The sequence below is a fragment of the Halalkalibacter urbisdiaboli genome, assembly GCF_002156385.1.
In the GTDB taxonomy this organism is placed as follows: Bacteria; Bacillota; Bacilli; order Bacillales; family Bacillaceae_D; genus Halalkalibacter_A; species Halalkalibacter_A urbisdiaboli.
The window spans coordinates 481,295-497,663 of sequence record NZ_MVJM01000002.1; the positions used below are offsets into that span (position 1 = coordinate 481,295).

Here is a 16,369-nt window from a genome sequence, read left to right on the forward strand (position 1 = left end):
TCTTAAACATTTATCCTTATTACCCTTTCTTCCCAACACTAAAACATCTATTCTTGTTCTGAAGAAACCTCTTGCTCTCGTTGATGTGCATTAGTTTGGCAATGACTTAACAAAAGACTTGTTACCTTCAGTTGATCATGCTTAAGTGGCGAAGGGTGCTTTTTTTGTTTTTCTTTCCAAGCTTCAAATGTTCGCTTGTCTATAAATTCAGCTCTTACACCTTGTACTTTATTATCGATGATACTATTTGGACATAAGACAACACTGCGGACCGGGAAATGAATCCCTGCTTCTTTAAGTAACGGTTTGACAACTCCAGTCATTCGGCTTAAAGATAATAAAGGGCTAATTCGTTTCTTACGTGTCTTTTCAACAAATTCAATCCAAAAACGGTCTGAACTAGCTTCAAAAACACTCAGTTCATCTCCTTCTAAGATCGTTAAGCAGATTAACTCCGTAGGGCTAATTAACAAAATATCCAAATCGATCGGGGCTTTCTTTATAAAAAATACAGGTTTGTACATTAAGAAATAATTATCGGGAATTTGTAATGAAAAAAAACGCAACCATGTATCCTGCTTATATCTCGGATGCAGTGTTGATTCTTCCATTAACGATGAACTTGCCCACCGTAGTTGTGAATAAAACAATTCATTTAAAAATTGTGCACGGAGCCTTTCCAAGCTTACGTTGGCTAATTGATGATCCATTTTCTCATACTCATTGAGCATGTCATCTTTTTTATGTCTTTTCCAGTTTTTAATGCGGTAAAGGGCTTGAGAGAAAAAACCTGCTTCAGGCTCAAGATCCTCTCCATGCCACATAGTCTGTTCACTCAGCGTAGCTTCAGACTGAGCTTGTTCCCATTCAGACTTCAAATAATACCACCGCTCTTTTTTCATTCTAGTAAATTGACTTGGATAACGGTTTAAATCATATTGATAACGCGAAATATAATCCTCAAGTTTAATTAAATGAGCCACGCTCAACCTCCAGCACTTTTATGAATTGATATTATCATAGTTTTTAATACAAAAGAAAGGTGATTACTGGACCAATAATTGAAACAAAAATCGCACTTAACGTCATCGCAACAGAGCTTAATGCTCCTTCTCTTTCCCCGTTTTCAAGCGCCTTCGCTGTTCCAATCGCATGTGAAGCAGTTCCAGTTCCAATCCCTCTTGCTAAATCATTTGTTACGTTAAATAACCGAAATGTATACGGTGCAATAACAGCTCCCCCAAGTCCCGCAAACATAACAAGAATAGCAGTTAATGGTGGAAGCCCACCAATTGATTGTGTAATTTCCATTGCCACTGGTGTCGTAACTGATTTCGGTAGCATGGAAAAAATAACTTCCTTCTCGAACCCAAACCATTGAGCGAGCCAAATCCCACTAAAAACCCCGATAAATGATCCGGTCATTACCCCTATTATAATTGGGAAGAAAAACTGTTTAAGCATATGAATTTGCTTATAAAGTGGATAAGCTAAGGCTACTACTGCCGGGCCTAATAATTGTTCTATCCACTGCCCTCCAAGATAATACGTATCATAAGGAATGTTAAACAGAAGTAGCAAGCTCACTAGCACTATCGTCGCAATTAATAATGGAAAAGTACAAGGATAATGATAGCGTTCATATAGCTTTTTAGCCCCTATATAAATAAAAATAGTTAACAGAAAAAAGAGGATCCCAAGAAAAAGACTCATAATTGAATCTCCTTTTTCTTTACAATGAATTGACATAGTATTCCTGTTATCCCCATAACAAGAACGGTGCTAAACATCGCAATAAAAAACAACCCAATTCCAATCGTTAGAAAAAGGTCGAGAAAATTAATGACGCCAACAGTAATTGGTACAAACAACAAAGGCATATGGCGAAGAATTAAGCCCGTCCCCTCTTCCAAAACGTGGAGAGGAAACAAGTTAAACAATAAACAAAGAAACAATAAAATCATCCCAATGATACTACCTGGAATAAATAAATTAAGCCAGTCTTGAATCCATCCCCCTGCTGTATAAAAACCGTAAAGAACACAGACCTGAATCGTAATTTTAAGTATATTCACCGTTCTCCCCCTTTTTAATTGAACGGTTTTACAAGTTTAAGTCATACTCCTGTTAATGGAAACCGTTCAACAACCTCATAACTTGGACGTTTATTCATATGCGTTTTGTATAAAACATACTCCTCGACTAACCAGCATTTCTCACTTAGCTGAAGGCTTGGGATATCGTTCGCGCTAAAGGGAAACGTCTCATTCCACTTCCTTGCCATCGTAATATGAGGAGAAAACGGACGTTGGTCAAGGGAGAAGCCTATTTCCTCCATTGCCGAAAAAACGTGCTGACGATGCCTATTCAACTGCTGCGACTTCTCGATACCAAGCCAGAAAATGCGAGGATGATTCGGACGACCAAATGTTCCAAACCCACTTACCGTTAAGTGATAAGGTTCATTAAAGGCATGTTGCTTACATGTGGTGATAACTTGTTCAACCTGCTCCTCAGAACAACCTCCTAAAAAGGCTAACGTAATATGTAAATCGTCATAATGAACCCAGCGTTTAAAGGCAAGTAACTCTTCAGATTGTTCTGCAAACACACGTAGTTCCTCTTTGAGTTGTTTTGGTAGCTGTATCGCCAAGAAGTAATTTGGTCGTATCATACAATTTCACTCCATTTCATTATATTTTAACGAAAATTGCCTTCGCTGTCTTTATATCTTTTCAAGTTTAGTATGAATGATACAGAACTCTTTCACATAAATAGGAATGACTATCTAACCTATGATAGACTGTTTAGTGAAAACTAAAGGAGACGTGAGTTTAGATGAACAAAATCGTTGAAAACATTTCGCAACTAATTGGTGACACTCCTCTTGTTCGATTAAACCGAATCACAAACAAAGGTGCTAGCGTTTATTTAAAAATGGAGATGCTGAACCCGAGTCGCAGCGTAAAAGACCGAGCTGCTTACAATATGATTATACAGGCTGAAAAGGATGGCTTGTTAAAAAAGGGAGCAACCATTATTGAGCCTACGAGTGGAAATACAGGCATTGGATTAGCGATGAATGCTGCTGTTAAAGGCTATCGAGCGATCCTTATTATGCCAGACACTATGTCTCAGGAACGGATAAATATCTTAAAAGCTTATGGAGCTGAGGTCATCTTAACAGAGGGAGACAAAAAAATGCCCGGTGCAATCAAGAAAGCACAAGAGCTTTTAAATAAGATCCCAAATAGCTTTATGCCGATGCAATTTGACAATGCTGCTAATCCAAACGCTCATCGAAAAACAACAGCAATAGAAATCAAACAAGCCCTCGAGCAAATTGGGAAACCTTTATCTGCTTTTGTGGCCGCTTCGGGAACGGGGGGGACAATTACTGGTACCGGAGAAGAATTGCAAACCTTCTACCCTAATGCAACAATCCATGTCGTTGAACCAGCTGGATCCCCTGTTTTATCAGGAGGAGAACCTGGTCCGCATAAGTTAGTTGGTACAAGCCCTGGCTTCATACCACCAATCTTAAATCAAAATATTTACCATGAGATCGTACAAGTTACAGATAAAGATGCGTATGAAGTTGCGCGTGATCTGGCAAGAAAGGAAGGGATTCTCGTGGGACCTTCCTCTGGTGCAGCCTGCTATGCTGCCCTTGAAATTGCCAAGAAACGCTCACCGGAAGAGATCATTGTTGCCATAGCTTGCGATACAGGAGAACGCTATTTATCTACTGACCTTTTCGAGAAAGGACACTGAAAAAGGGAAACCCACCCTTTTTCAGTGTCCTCCTTGAGGTTCTTTTTAAGGATCAAACATAGGTCAGGCAATATTCGACATACGTATGATTGAAACTACCTTAGGCTAAGGAGTGTGTTGAGAATTGTTTGAGAAAAACAGAAAAAAGGAGTTAGAAGCGCTGAAAAGAGAGACAAAGAAACGGGAACAACAAAAATGGCGTTTAACAATGAAACGACTAAAACAATTTCAAGACCAGCACCGTTCATAGTCAAAAAACGTTGCTTGGAAGGTTGTTCTTCCAAGCAACGCCACTCCTTATTCCCTTAGTATTACCGCGCTAATTCATAAATCGCTTCGGCATAGATCGCAGTTGCTCTTAATAAATCGTCGATAAGAATATATTCATCTCTTTGATGAGCAACTTCCTCACGCCCTGGAAAAAGTGGACCGAAGGCAACACCAGTATTAAGTGCACGAGCATATGTACCTCCACCAATTGCTAATAGCTCTACCTTTTCTCCCGTTTGCCGTTCATAGACCGATGATAATGTTTGAATAAGAGGATGATCTTTTTCAACATAACTAGGTTCCATATGATTTTTCACCTGAAGGGAAAAGCCTTCCTGCTTAGCAGACTGCGATAAATCCTTTAGCATCCCCTCTCCATTTACAGTGACAGGATAGCGAATATTTAAGCCAAGGCTTGCTCCTACACCGTCATTGTAGCGGATTGTTCCAACATTTACAGTTAATGGCCCAGATACTTCATCCTCTTGAAAGATACCAAGCTTCTTCCCATTTACATCCTTTGTAAAATAATGGTTGATATATTGAATAAAATGAGACGCTCCTTGCTGCAAAGACAGTTCTGCTAAAAACTCACAAATGTTCACCCCTGCATTGATTCCCTTTTCAGGTGTAGAGCCATGTACAGATTTTCCAACATACGTTAAGGTTAATTCCTGCTCTGTTATTAAATAAGTCCCTTTCGCTTTCGTTCGCTTAAGATATTCGTGAAAACGACGTCCAACGTCCTCTATTAATTGTTTATTACCCTTAAGGATAACGGTCGCTTCATCTGGTACCATATTAAAGCGCTCTCCAGCATGAAACTCAATAAGTTGCAATGATTCTTCTGAGTCCACATTAGCATGAAATTGCAACAGACAATCGGTAATTCCCTTTTCGGCATGTATAATGGGGAAATCTGCATCAGGAGCAAATCCAACGGTTGGCATTTCTTCATTATTAAAATAATGTGTTACACACCGCCAATCACTTTCCTCATCTGTCCCAAGAATCATACGAACACGCCTTGTCAGCGGTAATCCCAATTCTTTAACGATCATCATGGCATAAAAAGCCGCCATCGTCGGACCTTTATTATCGATCGCTCCACGTCCATAAAGCTTTCCATCACGAATATCTGCTGAAAAAGGCGGAGTGGTCCACCCATCACCAGCAGGGACCACATCAAGATGACAAAGAATCCCGACCGACTCTTCTCCTTCACCGTACTCTATATAGCCAGCCAGGTGATCCACATTTTTAACAATACATTTATGTTCTTCACCTTTGTTTAACATATAATTTAAAGCACTTTCAATTCCTTCACCAAATGGGCAAGTACTTGATCCTGTTGATGGATCTAATACACTTTTTATACGTAGGAACTGTTGTGTATTCTCAAGTAAAGAAGGTTTACGTTTATTTACTTCTTCCATCCAATTGATCTCATTCACGCTTCTTCCCACCTCTTCATACTTTTCAAAAAGACAACGACTTTGCCAAATTAACCGAATTATTGTAAAATGAATGTGTCGAGGGCACATACCAATTTATTTTCAACTTTGATTACAAGCTACTACCAACTTACCCTTCTTACTTAGAAAAATCAACCGACAGACAATCATTTCAGCTAAGGTAAAAGCAAAACCCTCCGACTTGTTGTTGTTTCACTGTTACCTTGCATGATGTAGCAACCGGCTACATAGACTTGAATTAGGATTAAGTCATGATTATGAATAAGGAGTGGTTATTTGAAAACTTCAACTGATCGTATGCTGACTCGTATTAAGTCCATCTACCTCTATATTAAACAAAGGGGGACCGTCACAACGACTGAATTGGTTGAAGAATTCGGTATTACACAACGGACAATCCAACGAGATTTAAATGTGCTTGAGTACAACAAGCTTGTGGAAAGTCCATCGCGCGGCAAGTGGAGTGTTACCAAGAAAAAAACACGTGTTTCTTAGCGATATGTATACAAAAAAGGCTACAGGATTGGATACCTGTAGCCTTTTTTGTTTCGGCATCTTTTTTAACTTATTCGTCTTTCATAAGTAAGCTATACTCGGCATCTGTCAACTCTCGATATTCACCAAGCTTCAGTGTTTCATCTAATTCTAACTGTCCGATTGAACATCTTTTTAAATAGGTTACTTTCTTACCGACCGCCTCAAACATCCGTTTTACTTGATGATACTTTCCTTCCGTAATCGTTAGTTCAATTTCAGAAACTGAGCCACTTTGTTTAATTGTTAAGTCAGCTGGCTTCGTTACATATCCGTCTTCTAGCGTGACCCCCTCTTTAAAACTAAGAACATCTCCTTCCGTCACTTCCCCTCTAACTCTAGCATAATAGGTTTTCGACACATGACGCTTTGGCGACATTAATGCATGTGAAAACTTTCCATCATTTGTGATCAGCAAGAGCCCCTCTGTATCTTTATCAAGCCGCCCTACAGGAAACGGGTCGTAAACAGCATGCTCAAAGGCTAAAAGGTCAATGACTGTTTGATGTTCATTATCTTCAGTCGCAGAAATAACACCCTGTGGTTTATTTAACATTAAATAGAGATACGGTTTGTATTCAACGACTTCACCTCTGATAGTCACTGTTTGCTCTTCCGGGTCAATTTGGGTTTTACCATCCTTTATGACCTCTCCCTCTACTTGAACGATGCCCGCTTTTAATACCTTCTTCACTTCTTTTCTTGTACCATAGCCCATATTGGCTAACAGCTTATCAATTCTCATGTGCTTCCCTCTTTTTCACATCTTCTATAATTTGTTTTGCAAACCCACCTAAATCTCCATTTAAATATGATTTTGCAACACCTCGAACAGTTTGAGCTAATGATTGTTTCACAAATTCTTCTGATAACCCTTCATTCGAAAGTTCAAGCTCTAATGAAACCATCATCTTCAAAACCGCTTCTGTTGTTTTTTTATTTGCAAGTAACGCTTCCTCCTCAGAAGCTGTCACAATTTTAATCATCGGAAATAACTGCTCTAATTCACTTTTCACATGTGAACAATGTTTTGGCAATGCAAAGAGACCATGCTTATCCTCATACATCTGCTTTGCGTGACCCACTAATTTACATGGAATAACATTGCCTTTGTCTGTTAAAGAACGAACCTCAGATTCTTTAAGCGCCGTTGCAAAATGATAAAGATGTACCTTCTTTGGAAGCCAACGATTAACTTCCGAAAAAAAGGATTCATATTCTCCTTTAGGTAAACAAAGGAAAAGACGCTTCGCTTTTTGTAGGTCCTCTTTTTCACACTCTTTTACATACCGGTTCTGTTCTAGCAAATTTTTTACTGAATGTTTATTTCGACTATATATCCCAACAGATTCACTACTTATCATCTCCAAAAGTACAGAACCGAGTCGCCCTGAACCGATAATAATATCCATCTAAACCCTCCACACTTGAAAAATAAAGAGAAAGAGCTGATAATCCATTGATTAACAACTCTCGTAATGATGTTATGAAACTGGTTCTTCTGCCTCAAACATATAATGACGTGTTCTCATACTAACATTTAACACAATCCCAACTGCTAACATATTTGTTAGCAACGCACTTCCACCATAACTAATAAAAGGTAAGGCTAAGCCCGTTATTGGCATTAAACCAATGGTCATCGCAATATTTTGGAAAACCTGGAAGACAAGTAATCCAATCACTCCACTTACTAAATACGTTCCATAATAATTATTACATGTTAATGCGATGATAATCATTCGATAAAACAGTAAAAAGTACGTAACAATTAACACCGTTGCACCGATAAACCCAAACTCCTCACCGATAACAGTAAAAATGAAGTCAGTATGAATTTCCGGAATTCGGTCACTTTGCGTTTGAACACCTTGTAAGAAACCACTTCCATAAAGCTGACCTGATCCGATTCCTTTCATTGCTTGAACAAGCTGATAACCATATCCAGCTGAATGCTCTTCAGGACTCAACCACCCATAAATCCGATCAAGCTGATGAGACTTAATAAAAATCTCAAATAGATCAAAGTAATGGTTATGCAACCAAATTAATACCATTAATCCTGCAATTACGCACATGCCTAACATAAATAAAATGCGCCAAGCAACACCTGACATTAATAGCATCGTTGCCATTACACTTCCTATAACAAGAGCCGTTCCTAAATCAGGTTGATCAAGAATTAAATAAAATGGAGGTAACCCAACAGCTAAAATCTTTCCAACGATTAGTAAATCCGAACGTAAATCCTCGCTTCTCTTCTCAGTCGTAATTCGATAGAGAAGATGAGCGAGCGCAATAATTAAAAATATTTTCATAAATTCTGAAGGCTGTAATAATGTAAATCCAAGGTCAAGCCAACGCTGAGAGCCATTTTTATAATAGCCTAATGGCGAAAACTTTACCAATAATAACGAAACAAGTCCAATCCCATAGAATAAAATCGAAAAGTTCTTTAAGAGGTCATAATCCAACACCATAACCATCACCATGACGACAATACCAATGATAAACCATATCACTTGTCGCTTTACAAAGTAAGTCGGATCCTCGGAATAATATTGTCCTGACCCACTATATATTGCCAATAAACTAAAACACATAAGAATAAACAACAGAAACAACAGTGTATAATCAATCTGCTGTAAACTCGTTTTACGCTCTTCCATTGTCTCCTCCAAACGAAACAACTAAATCTATTTTATTTTTATTATGCTGTCAGTTGTTCCTCTTTTCCAGCATTTTGTCGTTTTTGGCGAATGTTATATCTTGAAATATTAGCCAAAATGGCTAGGGAACATAAAGTAATGAGCAATGACGACCCACCATTACTAACGAGTGGTAAAGGTATTCCGGTAATCGGTAATAATCCCGATACAGCACCAACATTAAAAACGACTTGAATTGCAATCTGAAATACAATCCCAAACGCAAGTAAACTTCCAAACGGATTTTTACATCTTGCTCCTATGGAAACCCCTCGAAATAATATAAGACAGTAGCACCCTATAACAAATAACACACCAAATAAACCTAATTCCTCCGAAACAATCGCCAGTATAAAATCCGTATGTGGTTCCGGTAAATATAATAGTTTTTGGACACTTTGTCCTAGACCCTTTCCAGATATGCCACCATGAGCAATCGCAATATAGGCCTGGATTAATTGATGCCCTGTATCATAAGGATCGGCAAACGGGTCTCGGTAGGAAGTGAGGCGTTCAACTCGATACGGAGCAGAAACAGCAAAGGCTACAAACATCGATGCTCCAACTGTCCCTAGACCGATTAAGTGACGCCATTTTGCACCCGAGAAAAACACAATTAATAATGTAACCATTAATATTGACGTTGCCGTTCCTAAATCTGGCTGCATCATAATTAACCCAAAAACAATCCCAACAAGGACAAGCGGTGGCATAACACCACGAATAAATTGGTCAATATAGGCTTGTTTTTGCGAATAGACTTGGGCTAAATACATAATCATACCAATTTTAACAAACTCAGACGGTTGAATATTTAGAGGACCGATATCAATCCAACGCTGTGCTCCATTTATATTTACACCGATTTGTGGAATAAGCACAAGAATAAGTGCAATAACCGAAACTAGAAAAATAAACGGAGATAATTTTTTGTAAAAACGGTAAGGAACATGCATGACAAATAAAAAAGCAAATGCAGCCAATACAAACCACATGAATTGACGTTTTATAAAAAAGTAAGGTGTACCGTACATTTCAATTGACTGGACATAACTAGAACTAAATACCATTAGTAAACCAAATCCTGCTAATAGGAAGGTGGTGACAATTAAGAACCAGTCATTATCTTTACTAAAAGAATACTTCATCGCTTCCCCCTAGCATACAGCTTTATGAGCCCACTGGTTGCTTGATATATTATATCACTTTTACCTATTGTATGGCATGAAATGATCATGTAAACAAAGGAAAAAAACAGATAAACGATCTCCAGTGTACTAGCATCCTATTCTAGCTTTCCTGCATCAAATCCTCCCCTCTTTTAGCTTTACCCTAAAATGGACAAAAAAAAGAGGCGCCTTCAAATGAAGACACCACATGAATTATCAACCGTTATTTAACTATAGCCTATAATGAGCAATTCCAAACCTTTCTAACAACATAAATTGTTTTTATTCAGTAGAACGCTGCTGATTTCTTCGTTTTAAAAAAGAGAATCGATGTCCAAGTACTTGTTCCGCTAATCTTGAACGGTACGCGAGATAAAAGTAAGCCGCCCCCCCGACACTTACTCCGATAAATAAAAGGATAAAGCTATTAACTAATGATGTTAAAGAAATAAATAGCTGGAGGAGCTGATTAGTGATAATGACCACAACCGCCATTACAGTTGCAAACATTGAGATTAATAAGGCTCGTTTCGCAATAAAGGCATAGCGAAATTCTGCAAACTTCCCTATTGCCCAAACATTCACAGCAATAGCGAGTAAAAAACCTAGATACGTAGCCCATATTGCCCCTAATGGACCTATTAGCTTTAATAATACGTAATTAATCGATAGCTTTAATACTAGGCCAACCGTTAACGCGATAACGGCGTATTTTTGCCGATTCATCCCTTGTAAAATAGCCGAGGTAACAGAAAATAAAGAAAAAAACAAAGTAATCGGTCCATAATAACGTAATACCATACCACCAATCTCAACATCTGTAATTCCATATAACGATCCGAAAATAGGATATGCTAGTGTCGCCATCCCCACAGCAGCGGGAATCGTAATAAAAAGAATAATTTGATACGTTTGCGTGATTTGCTGCTGTAGCATTCGTTGGTCACCAGCAGTAAATGATTTCGTGATTGTAGGGACAAGTGTAATCGATAGTGCTGTTGCTAATGCCATTGGTATTAACACAATTTTATGAACAGACAATGTTAAAACAGCATAAAACTTTTCAGATGCTTCTCTCAAACCAATACTTTGTAAAGCCGCATTTACTGTGAATGTATCAATAGTCTGGAATAATGGAATCGCTAATCCGACAAAGGACAAAGGTAATGCGTACGAAATTAGCTCTTTATACATTTCCTTAAGAGATAAATTATGACGAACCGTACTTTCCTCAACCTGCTTTAAAATATTTGCCTTTCGCTTAAACCAATAAAAAAGCAATACTGCTAAGCCACCAAGTGCACCAACAAAAGCACCAAACGTTGCAAAACCAACAGCGAGCTCTAAATTCCCATTACCAATATGTACGATTGAAAAAGTCACCGCTAAAATAAACACAATGCGGACAATTTGCTCGATCACTTGAGATACACCCGTCGGTCCCATTGATTGAAACCCTTGAAAATATCCGCGAATAATCGACATAACCGGAACAATAAGTAGCGCTGCACTTACCATTCTTATTGTCAACGTAACTCCCTCATGTGTATTACCACCAGGTACTTCTTCTGGCAAAACGAGAGGAGCAATGACGGGCGCCATAAAGAACAAGACGCAAGCTGCGAATAAACCGGTAATAGACATAAACACTAAACCTGACTTGAATAAGCGATGCCCTGTTTCATAATCACCTAAGGAATGATACTTTGAAACAAATTTTGATACAGCTAACGGTACACCGAGTGTAGCCAAGCTTAATAACACCGTATATGGAATATAACCATAATTGTAAAGGGCAAGCCCTGTTTGGCCAACAATTAAAGAAAAAGGAACAATATAAATAAAGCCTAGTACTTTTGATATTAAGGTAGCGGCTGTTAGAACCATCGTCCCCCGCAAAAGCTTAGAATCTGCCATCTCTTCCTCCCAAACAAGAAATCCGTGCTAATTTCATCTAGTAAGCATTGTAGCACAGTCACCCTAGGTTTACTCTTCAATTTTTCAATCAACAAACTTTTTTCACTTTCAACTTACTTTTTACATAAGTATGTTAATCATTTGTTGAGAAAAACTATTCATAGATGAGTATAATTGAAAAGAGCAAATGAAAGTATTATTTAAATTGAGGTGGTAAATGAATGCAAGACGTAATTGTCATTGGCGGAGGACCTGCGGGCTTAATGGCTTCTATTGCAGCAGCAGAGCATGGAGCGAGTGTCCTTTTATTAGATAAAGGGGACAAGCTTGGCCGAAAGCTTGCGATTTCAGGAGGAGGTCGCTGTAACGTAACAAATCGAATGGAATTACAGGAGTTAATTGCCCATATTCCAGGTAATGGTCGATTTATGCACAGTCCATTTTCTGTTTTTAATAATGAAAATATTATTACCTTTTTCGAGGGACTTGGTATCAAATTAAAAGAAGAAGACCGTGGTCGAATGTTTCCAGTAAGCGATAAGGCAACAACTGTCGTAGAAACATTATTAAAAAAAGTACGTGAATTAGGAGTTCAAATACGAACAAACACCGCCGTTGCTTCCATAGAGTATACAGATGACGCCGTATCAGCTGTTATTTTAAAGGATGGACAACATATTAAAACCCGTTCCATTATTGTTGCAACAGGCGGAAAATCGGTACCACATACAGGGTCAACCGGTGATGCCTATCCATGGGCGGAAAAAGCCGGGCACACGATAACAGAACTGTATCCAACCGAAGTACCGATTACATCAAATGAACGATTTATTCGAAAGAAAGAGCTCCAAGGACTTTCATTAAGAGAGATCGAATTATCCGTTATAAATCCAAAAGGAAAATTGATCAAAACTCACGATGGCGATATGATTTTTACCCATTTTGGAATCTCCGGCCCCGCAGCTTTAAGATGCAGTCAGTACGTAGTTAAAGCATTAAAAAAATTCAAAACTGATACAATTGAAATGAGACTCGATTTATTCCCTAAGCAATCGAAGGAAGATGTATTTCAAGGACTAGTGAAGCGTATGAAGGAAGAGCCGAAGAAAACGATAAAAAATGCGCTGAAAGGGTTTGTGCCTGAACGCTTTTTAAGCTTTTTATTTGAACAGCTCAATATTGAAACAAATACGGCTTGCTCGAATGTTTCACATGAGACACTGCGTTCGGTCGCTTCTTTTTGTAAAGAATTTTCCTTTCAAGTTAATGGGACATTATCAATTGAAAAGGCCTTTGTTACAGGTGGAGGCGTTTCTGTAAAGGAAATTGAACCAAAGACGATGCATTCGAGAAAGAAACAAGGATTGTATTTTTGTGGTGAAGTCCTTGATATCCATGGGTACACAGGCGGGTATAATATTACTTGTGCGTTTTCAACAGGCTATACAGCTGGTAAAGCTGCTGCAGAGCAGCTTATTCACAAATGATATCCACAATATCCACAACGTTTACAAAAGTTATTCACATCTTTTCATTCTTTTTTACAACCTGATGTATTAAAGGATATTTTGTCGAACTTTAATTTATGTGTGCATAAGTTTCTACTTACACACAAAGTTATCAACAGAAAAAAAGGAACAACCGATATGTTTTTGAAATTTTCTGTAAAAACATACCGTGAAACCATCGTTTCTAATAAGTTTTTGTCGAATATGTTTTTACACACTATCCACAGCACTTCAGATATAGTTATCAACAAATAAATTTAACAAAAATAACAGTTTCATAAGGGTTTTTTACCTATTTAATATAACGTTGTGGATAACATCATACTTATTAACATTTTTATTCACATTAAAAGCATTTTTCCAGAAAAAAGAGCGTCTTAGGAAGAACAAACCTTCCAAAGACGCTCCCTTTCTGTTTATTAGCCAACGACAATATTAACTAGCTTTCCTGGTACAGCTATTACTTTTCGAACGGACTTATCCCCAATAGCTTCTTTCACTTTCTCATCCTGCATAGCTAGCTCCTCCATTTGTTCACGCGAGGCGTTAACAGGGATTACTAACTTAGATTTTACTTTACCATTAATTTGTGCAACGACCTCTATCTCATTTTCTACAAGCAAGCTTTCGTCATAGGTTGGCCATGCTTCGTACGCAATTGTCCCCTCATGCCCTAGTTTCTCCCATAGTTCTTCTGCTAAATGTGGGGCTATTGGAGCCAATAATTTAACGAAGCCTTCCATTAGATCACGTGGTAATGTTTCCTGCTTATACGCTTCGTTAATGAAAACCATCATTTGTGAAATTCCTACATTAAAACGTAGGTTAGCATAATCATCGGTAATTTTCTTGACTGTTTGATGATAGACCCGAACAAATGGGTCCGAACCGTTTTCATTGCTAATCTTGTTATTTAATTGCTCAGTTGCTTCATCAATAAATAAGCGCCAAATCCGATCTAAAAAGCGTCGAGCCCCATCTAAACCATTTGTAGACCATGCTATCGAAGCATCAAGTGGTCCCATAAACATCTCATACAAACGAAGCGTATCGGCTCCGTGACTTTCAACAATATCATCTGGGTTTACAACGTTCCCCTTAGATTTACTCATTTTTTCGTTATTTTCACCAAGGATCATACCTTGATTATAGAGTTTCTGGAATGGCTCTTTTGTTGGAACAATTCCTACATCATATAAAACTTTATGCCAGAAACGAGCATACAACAAGTGTAGCACAGCATGCTCAGCACCACCGATATAAATATCTACCGGTAACCACTTTATAATTTTTTCAGGATCAGCTAGAGCATCACTATTTCTTGGATCAATGTATCGTAAATAATACCAACAGCTTCCTGCCCACTGTGGCATTGTATTTGTTTCACGACGACCCTTCTTCCCTGTTTCCGGATCGACCACTTCGAGCCAGCTTTTTTCATTTGCAAGTGGTGATTCTCCCGTACCTGACGGACGAATTTCCTTCATTTTTGGAAGTTGTAGTGGTAACTCTGATTCAGGGACAGCTGACATCGTTCCGTCTTCCCAATGAATAATAGGAATTGGTTCTCCCCAATAACGTTGACGACTGAATAACCAGTCTCTTAACCGATATGTTACTTTTTTCTTGCCTAGTTGATTCGTTTCTAGCCAATCAATCATATTTCTAATTGCAGTTTCTTTATCTAAACCATTAAGGAAATCGGAGTTTACATGCTCACCATCACCTGTATATGCCTCTTCCTCAACATTTCCACCTGCAACAACTTCACGAATTGGCAAATCAAACGTTTTCGCAAATTCATAATCGCGCTCATCGTGTGCAGGTACTGCCATGATCGCGCCTGTTCCATAGCTGACAAGCACATAATCTGCAATCCAAACAGGAATTTTTTCACCACTGACGGGATTTATAGCAAATGCTCCTGTAAACTCACCCGTTTTTTCTTTAGAAAGCTCGGTTCTTTCTAAATCGCTTTTCGTTGCTACTTTCTTTTTATATGTTTCGATTCTTTCCTTTTGGTCTTCTGTTGTAATTTTATCAACAAGCTTATGCTCAGGAGCTAAAACCATATACGTTGCGCCAAAAAGTGTATCAGGTCTAGTTGTAAAGACCTCTACTTTCTTACCAGCATGTCCATCAATTTCAAAGACAACCTCTGCTCCCTCTGAACGTCCAATCCAGTTACGTTGCATGTCTTTAATGCTTTCTGGCCAATCAAGTTCTTCTAGATCCTCTAATAAACGATCCGCATAAGCCGTAATTTTTAACATCCATTGCTTCATCGGTCTCCGTTCGACCGGGTGACCACCGCGCTCACTTTTCCCATCAATGACTTCTTCATTTGCAAGGACTGTTCCAAGTGCAGGGCACCAGTTCACAGCGACTTCGTCAATATAAGCGAGTCCTTTTTCATAAAGCTTCAAGAAAATCCATTGTGTCCATTTATAGTACTCAGGGTCTGTCGTATTAACTTCCCTGTCCCAGTCATAGGAAAACCCTAGTGACTTAATTTGGCGACGAAAGTTATCAATATTTTGCTTTGTAAACTCAGCTGGATCATTTCCAGTATCAAGCGCATATTGCTCAGCAGGCAAACCAAACGCATCCCACCCCATTGGATGTAGGACGTTATAGCCTTGCATACGCTTCATTCTAGATAGTATATCCGTTGCTGTATAGCCTTCAGGGTGTCCTACATGTAACCCTGCTCCTGATGGATACGGAAACATATCCAATGCATAAAACTTAGGCTGGTTTTCTTCTTCCTTTGTTTTAAAGGTTTTGTTTTGTTCCCAATATTGTTGCCATTTCTTTTCAATCTTCTGGTGTGAAAACGACATTTCGATAATCCTCCTACTAATATCCTTGTCTATCCTTGTTTAATTTATATTCTAATTCTTTCATAAACTTATTATCCCTACAGTCGGGGCCGGCGCTGCTTCGCTATCGCCTATAAAACCTTGCCTCCCTACGGTCGGGGCTGGCGCTGCTTCGCTATCGCCTATTAAAAC

15 protein-coding genes are annotated in these 16,369 nt (G+C 38.6%); 4 read left to right on the forward strand and 11 right to left on the reverse strand.

The genetic code is table 11. The features are described from left to right. Positions 1–47: 47 nt before the first annotated feature. From B1R93_RS10195 to thpR, 4 genes are read right to left on the reverse strand one after another with little or no spacing between them, the layout of a single operon-like run. Positions 48–983 (reverse strand): hypothetical protein, encoded by a 936-nt coding sequence (locus B1R93_RS10195; RefSeq protein WP_088103873.1) that lies wholly within the window; start codon positions 981–983, stop codon positions 48–50. A gap of 43 nt (positions 984–1,026) precedes the next feature. After that, entirely contained in the window at positions 1,027–1,713 is a 687-nt protein-coding gene (locus B1R93_RS10200) for an LrgB family protein (protein WP_088103874.1), read from the reverse strand. Beyond that, entirely contained in the window at positions 1,710–2,075 is a 366-nt protein-coding gene (locus tag B1R93_RS10205) for a CidA/LrgA family protein (protein WP_088103875.1), read from the reverse strand. The genes B1R93_RS10200 and B1R93_RS10205 overlap by 4 nt, the downstream gene beginning before the upstream one ends. 41 nt (positions 2,076–2,116) lie before the next feature. Beyond that, on the reverse strand, positions 2,117–2,674 hold the full coding sequence (gene thpR, locus B1R93_RS10210) for an RNA 2',3'-cyclic phosphodiesterase (protein WP_088103876.1): 558 nt from the start codon (positions 2,672–2,674) through the stop codon (positions 2,117–2,119). Between the two features lie 164 nt (positions 2,675–2,838). Here thpR and cysK point away from each other — a divergent pair, with 164 nt between their 5' ends. Then, positions 2,839–3,774 carry a cysteine synthase A gene (cysK, locus tag B1R93_RS10215; protein WP_088103877.1) on the forward strand — a complete coding sequence of 312 codons (936 nt, stop codon included), beginning with the start codon at positions 2,839–2,841 and terminating at the stop codon, positions 3,772–3,774. 124 nt (positions 3,775–3,898) lie between these two features. Further along, positions 3,899–4,024, forward strand: a complete 126-nt coding sequence (locus B1R93_RS23650; protein WP_280949471.1) for a hypothetical protein — start codon at positions 3,899–3,901, stop codon at positions 4,022–4,024. 61 nt (positions 4,025–4,085) lie between these two features. Here the strand turns inward: B1R93_RS23650 and pepV are convergent, their stop codons facing one another. After that, positions 4,086–5,498, reverse strand: coding sequence for a dipeptidase PepV (pepV, locus tag B1R93_RS10220; protein WP_088103878.1), 1,413 nt, complete (start codon positions 5,496–5,498; stop codon positions 4,086–4,088). A 297-nt stretch (positions 5,499–5,795) separates the two neighbouring features. On the opposite strand from pepV, the gene B1R93_RS10225 reads away from it, so the two are divergent. Continuing rightward, positions 5,796–6,014 (forward strand): DeoR family transcriptional regulator, encoded by a 219-nt coding sequence (locus B1R93_RS10225; RefSeq protein ID WP_207634146.1) that lies wholly within the window; start codon positions 5,796–5,798, stop codon positions 6,012–6,014. Positions 6,015–6,084: 70 nt separating this feature from the next. Here the strand turns inward: B1R93_RS10225 and B1R93_RS10230 are convergent, their stop codons facing one another. The 5 genes from B1R93_RS10230 to B1R93_RS10250 form a co-directional block, all read right to left on the reverse strand. Beyond that, complete coding sequence (locus B1R93_RS10230) at positions 6,085–6,798, reverse strand: pseudouridine synthase (RefSeq protein ID WP_088103879.1); 714 nt, start codon at positions 6,796–6,798, stop codon at positions 6,085–6,087. Next, positions 6,788–7,465, reverse strand: a complete 678-nt coding sequence (locus tag B1R93_RS10235; RefSeq protein WP_088103880.1) for a hypothetical protein — start codon at positions 7,463–7,465, stop codon at positions 6,788–6,790. Before B1R93_RS10235 ends, B1R93_RS10230 begins: the two co-directional genes overlap by 11 nt. Before the next feature lie 72 nt (positions 7,466–7,537). Then, a complete protein-coding gene (gene rodA / locus B1R93_RS10240) occupies positions 7,538–8,722 on the reverse strand; it encodes a rod shape-determining protein RodA (RefSeq protein ID WP_088103881.1) in 1,185 nt (394 codons plus the stop codon). A 41-nt stretch (positions 8,723–8,763) separates the two neighbouring features. After that, positions 8,764–9,909 carry a putative lipid II flippase FtsW gene (gene ftsW / locus B1R93_RS10245; RefSeq protein WP_088103882.1) on the reverse strand — a complete coding sequence of 382 codons (1,146 nt, stop codon included), beginning with the start codon at positions 9,907–9,909 and terminating at the stop codon, positions 8,764–8,766. 303 nt (positions 9,910–10,212) lie between these two features. Then, positions 10,213–11,847, reverse strand: coding sequence for a putative polysaccharide biosynthesis protein (locus tag B1R93_RS10250; protein ID WP_088103883.1), 1,635 nt, complete (start codon positions 11,845–11,847; stop codon positions 10,213–10,215). A gap of 221 nt (positions 11,848–12,068) precedes the next feature. Here B1R93_RS10250 and B1R93_RS10255 point away from each other — a divergent pair, with 221 nt between their 5' ends. Beyond that, positions 12,069–13,334 (forward strand): BaiN/RdsA family NAD(P)/FAD-dependent oxidoreductase, encoded by a 1,266-nt coding sequence (locus B1R93_RS10255; protein WP_088103884.1) that lies wholly within the window; start codon positions 12,069–12,071, stop codon positions 13,332–13,334. 440 nt (positions 13,335–13,774) lie between these two features. On the opposite strand, the gene leuS is transcribed toward B1R93_RS10255, so the two are convergent. Beyond that, the gene (gene leuS / locus B1R93_RS10260) at positions 13,775–16,198 is read right to left on the reverse strand and encodes a leucine--tRNA ligase (RefSeq protein WP_088103885.1); all 2,424 of its coding nucleotides are present in this window, start codon (positions 16,196–16,198) and stop codon (positions 13,775–13,777) included. Between the last annotated feature and the right edge of the window lie 171 nt (positions 16,199–16,369).

Excerpts from the sequence above, each read along its gene's own strand:
- B1R93_RS10200 (WP_088103874.1), bottom strand. The coding sequence starts at position 1,713 with ATGAGTCTTTTTCTTGGGATCCTCTTTTTTCTGTTAACTATTTTTATT.
- thpR (WP_088103876.1), bottom strand. The coding sequence starts at position 2,674 with ATGATACGACCAAATTACTTCTTGGCGATACAGCTACCAAAACAACTC.
- cysK (WP_088103877.1), top strand. The coding sequence starts at position 2,839 with ATGAACAAAATCGTTGAAAACATTTCGCAACTAATTGGTGACACTCCT.
- B1R93_RS10230 (WP_088103879.1), bottom strand. The coding sequence starts at position 6,798 with ATGAGAATTGATAAGCTGTTAGCCAATATGGGCTATGGTACAAGAAAA.
- B1R93_RS10235 (WP_088103880.1), bottom strand. The coding sequence starts at position 7,465 with ATGGATATTATTATCGGTTCAGGGCGACTCGGTTCTGTACTTTTGGAG.
- rodA (WP_088103881.1), bottom strand. The coding sequence starts at position 8,722 with ATGGAAGAGCGTAAAACGAGTTTACAGCAGATTGATTATACACTGTTG.
- ftsW (WP_088103882.1), bottom strand. The coding sequence starts at position 9,909 with ATGAAGTATTCTTTTAGTAAAGATAATGACTGGTTCTTAATTGTCACC.
- B1R93_RS10250 (WP_088103883.1), bottom strand. The coding sequence starts at position 11,847 with ATGGCAGATTCTAAGCTTTTGCGGGGGACGATGGTTCTAACAGCCGCT.
- B1R93_RS10255 (WP_088103884.1), top strand. The coding sequence starts at position 12,069 with ATGCAAGACGTAATTGTCATTGGCGGAGGACCTGCGGGCTTAATGGCT.
- leuS (WP_088103885.1), bottom strand. The coding sequence starts at position 16,198 with ATGTCGTTTTCACACCAGAAGATTGAAAAGAAATGGCAACAATATTGG.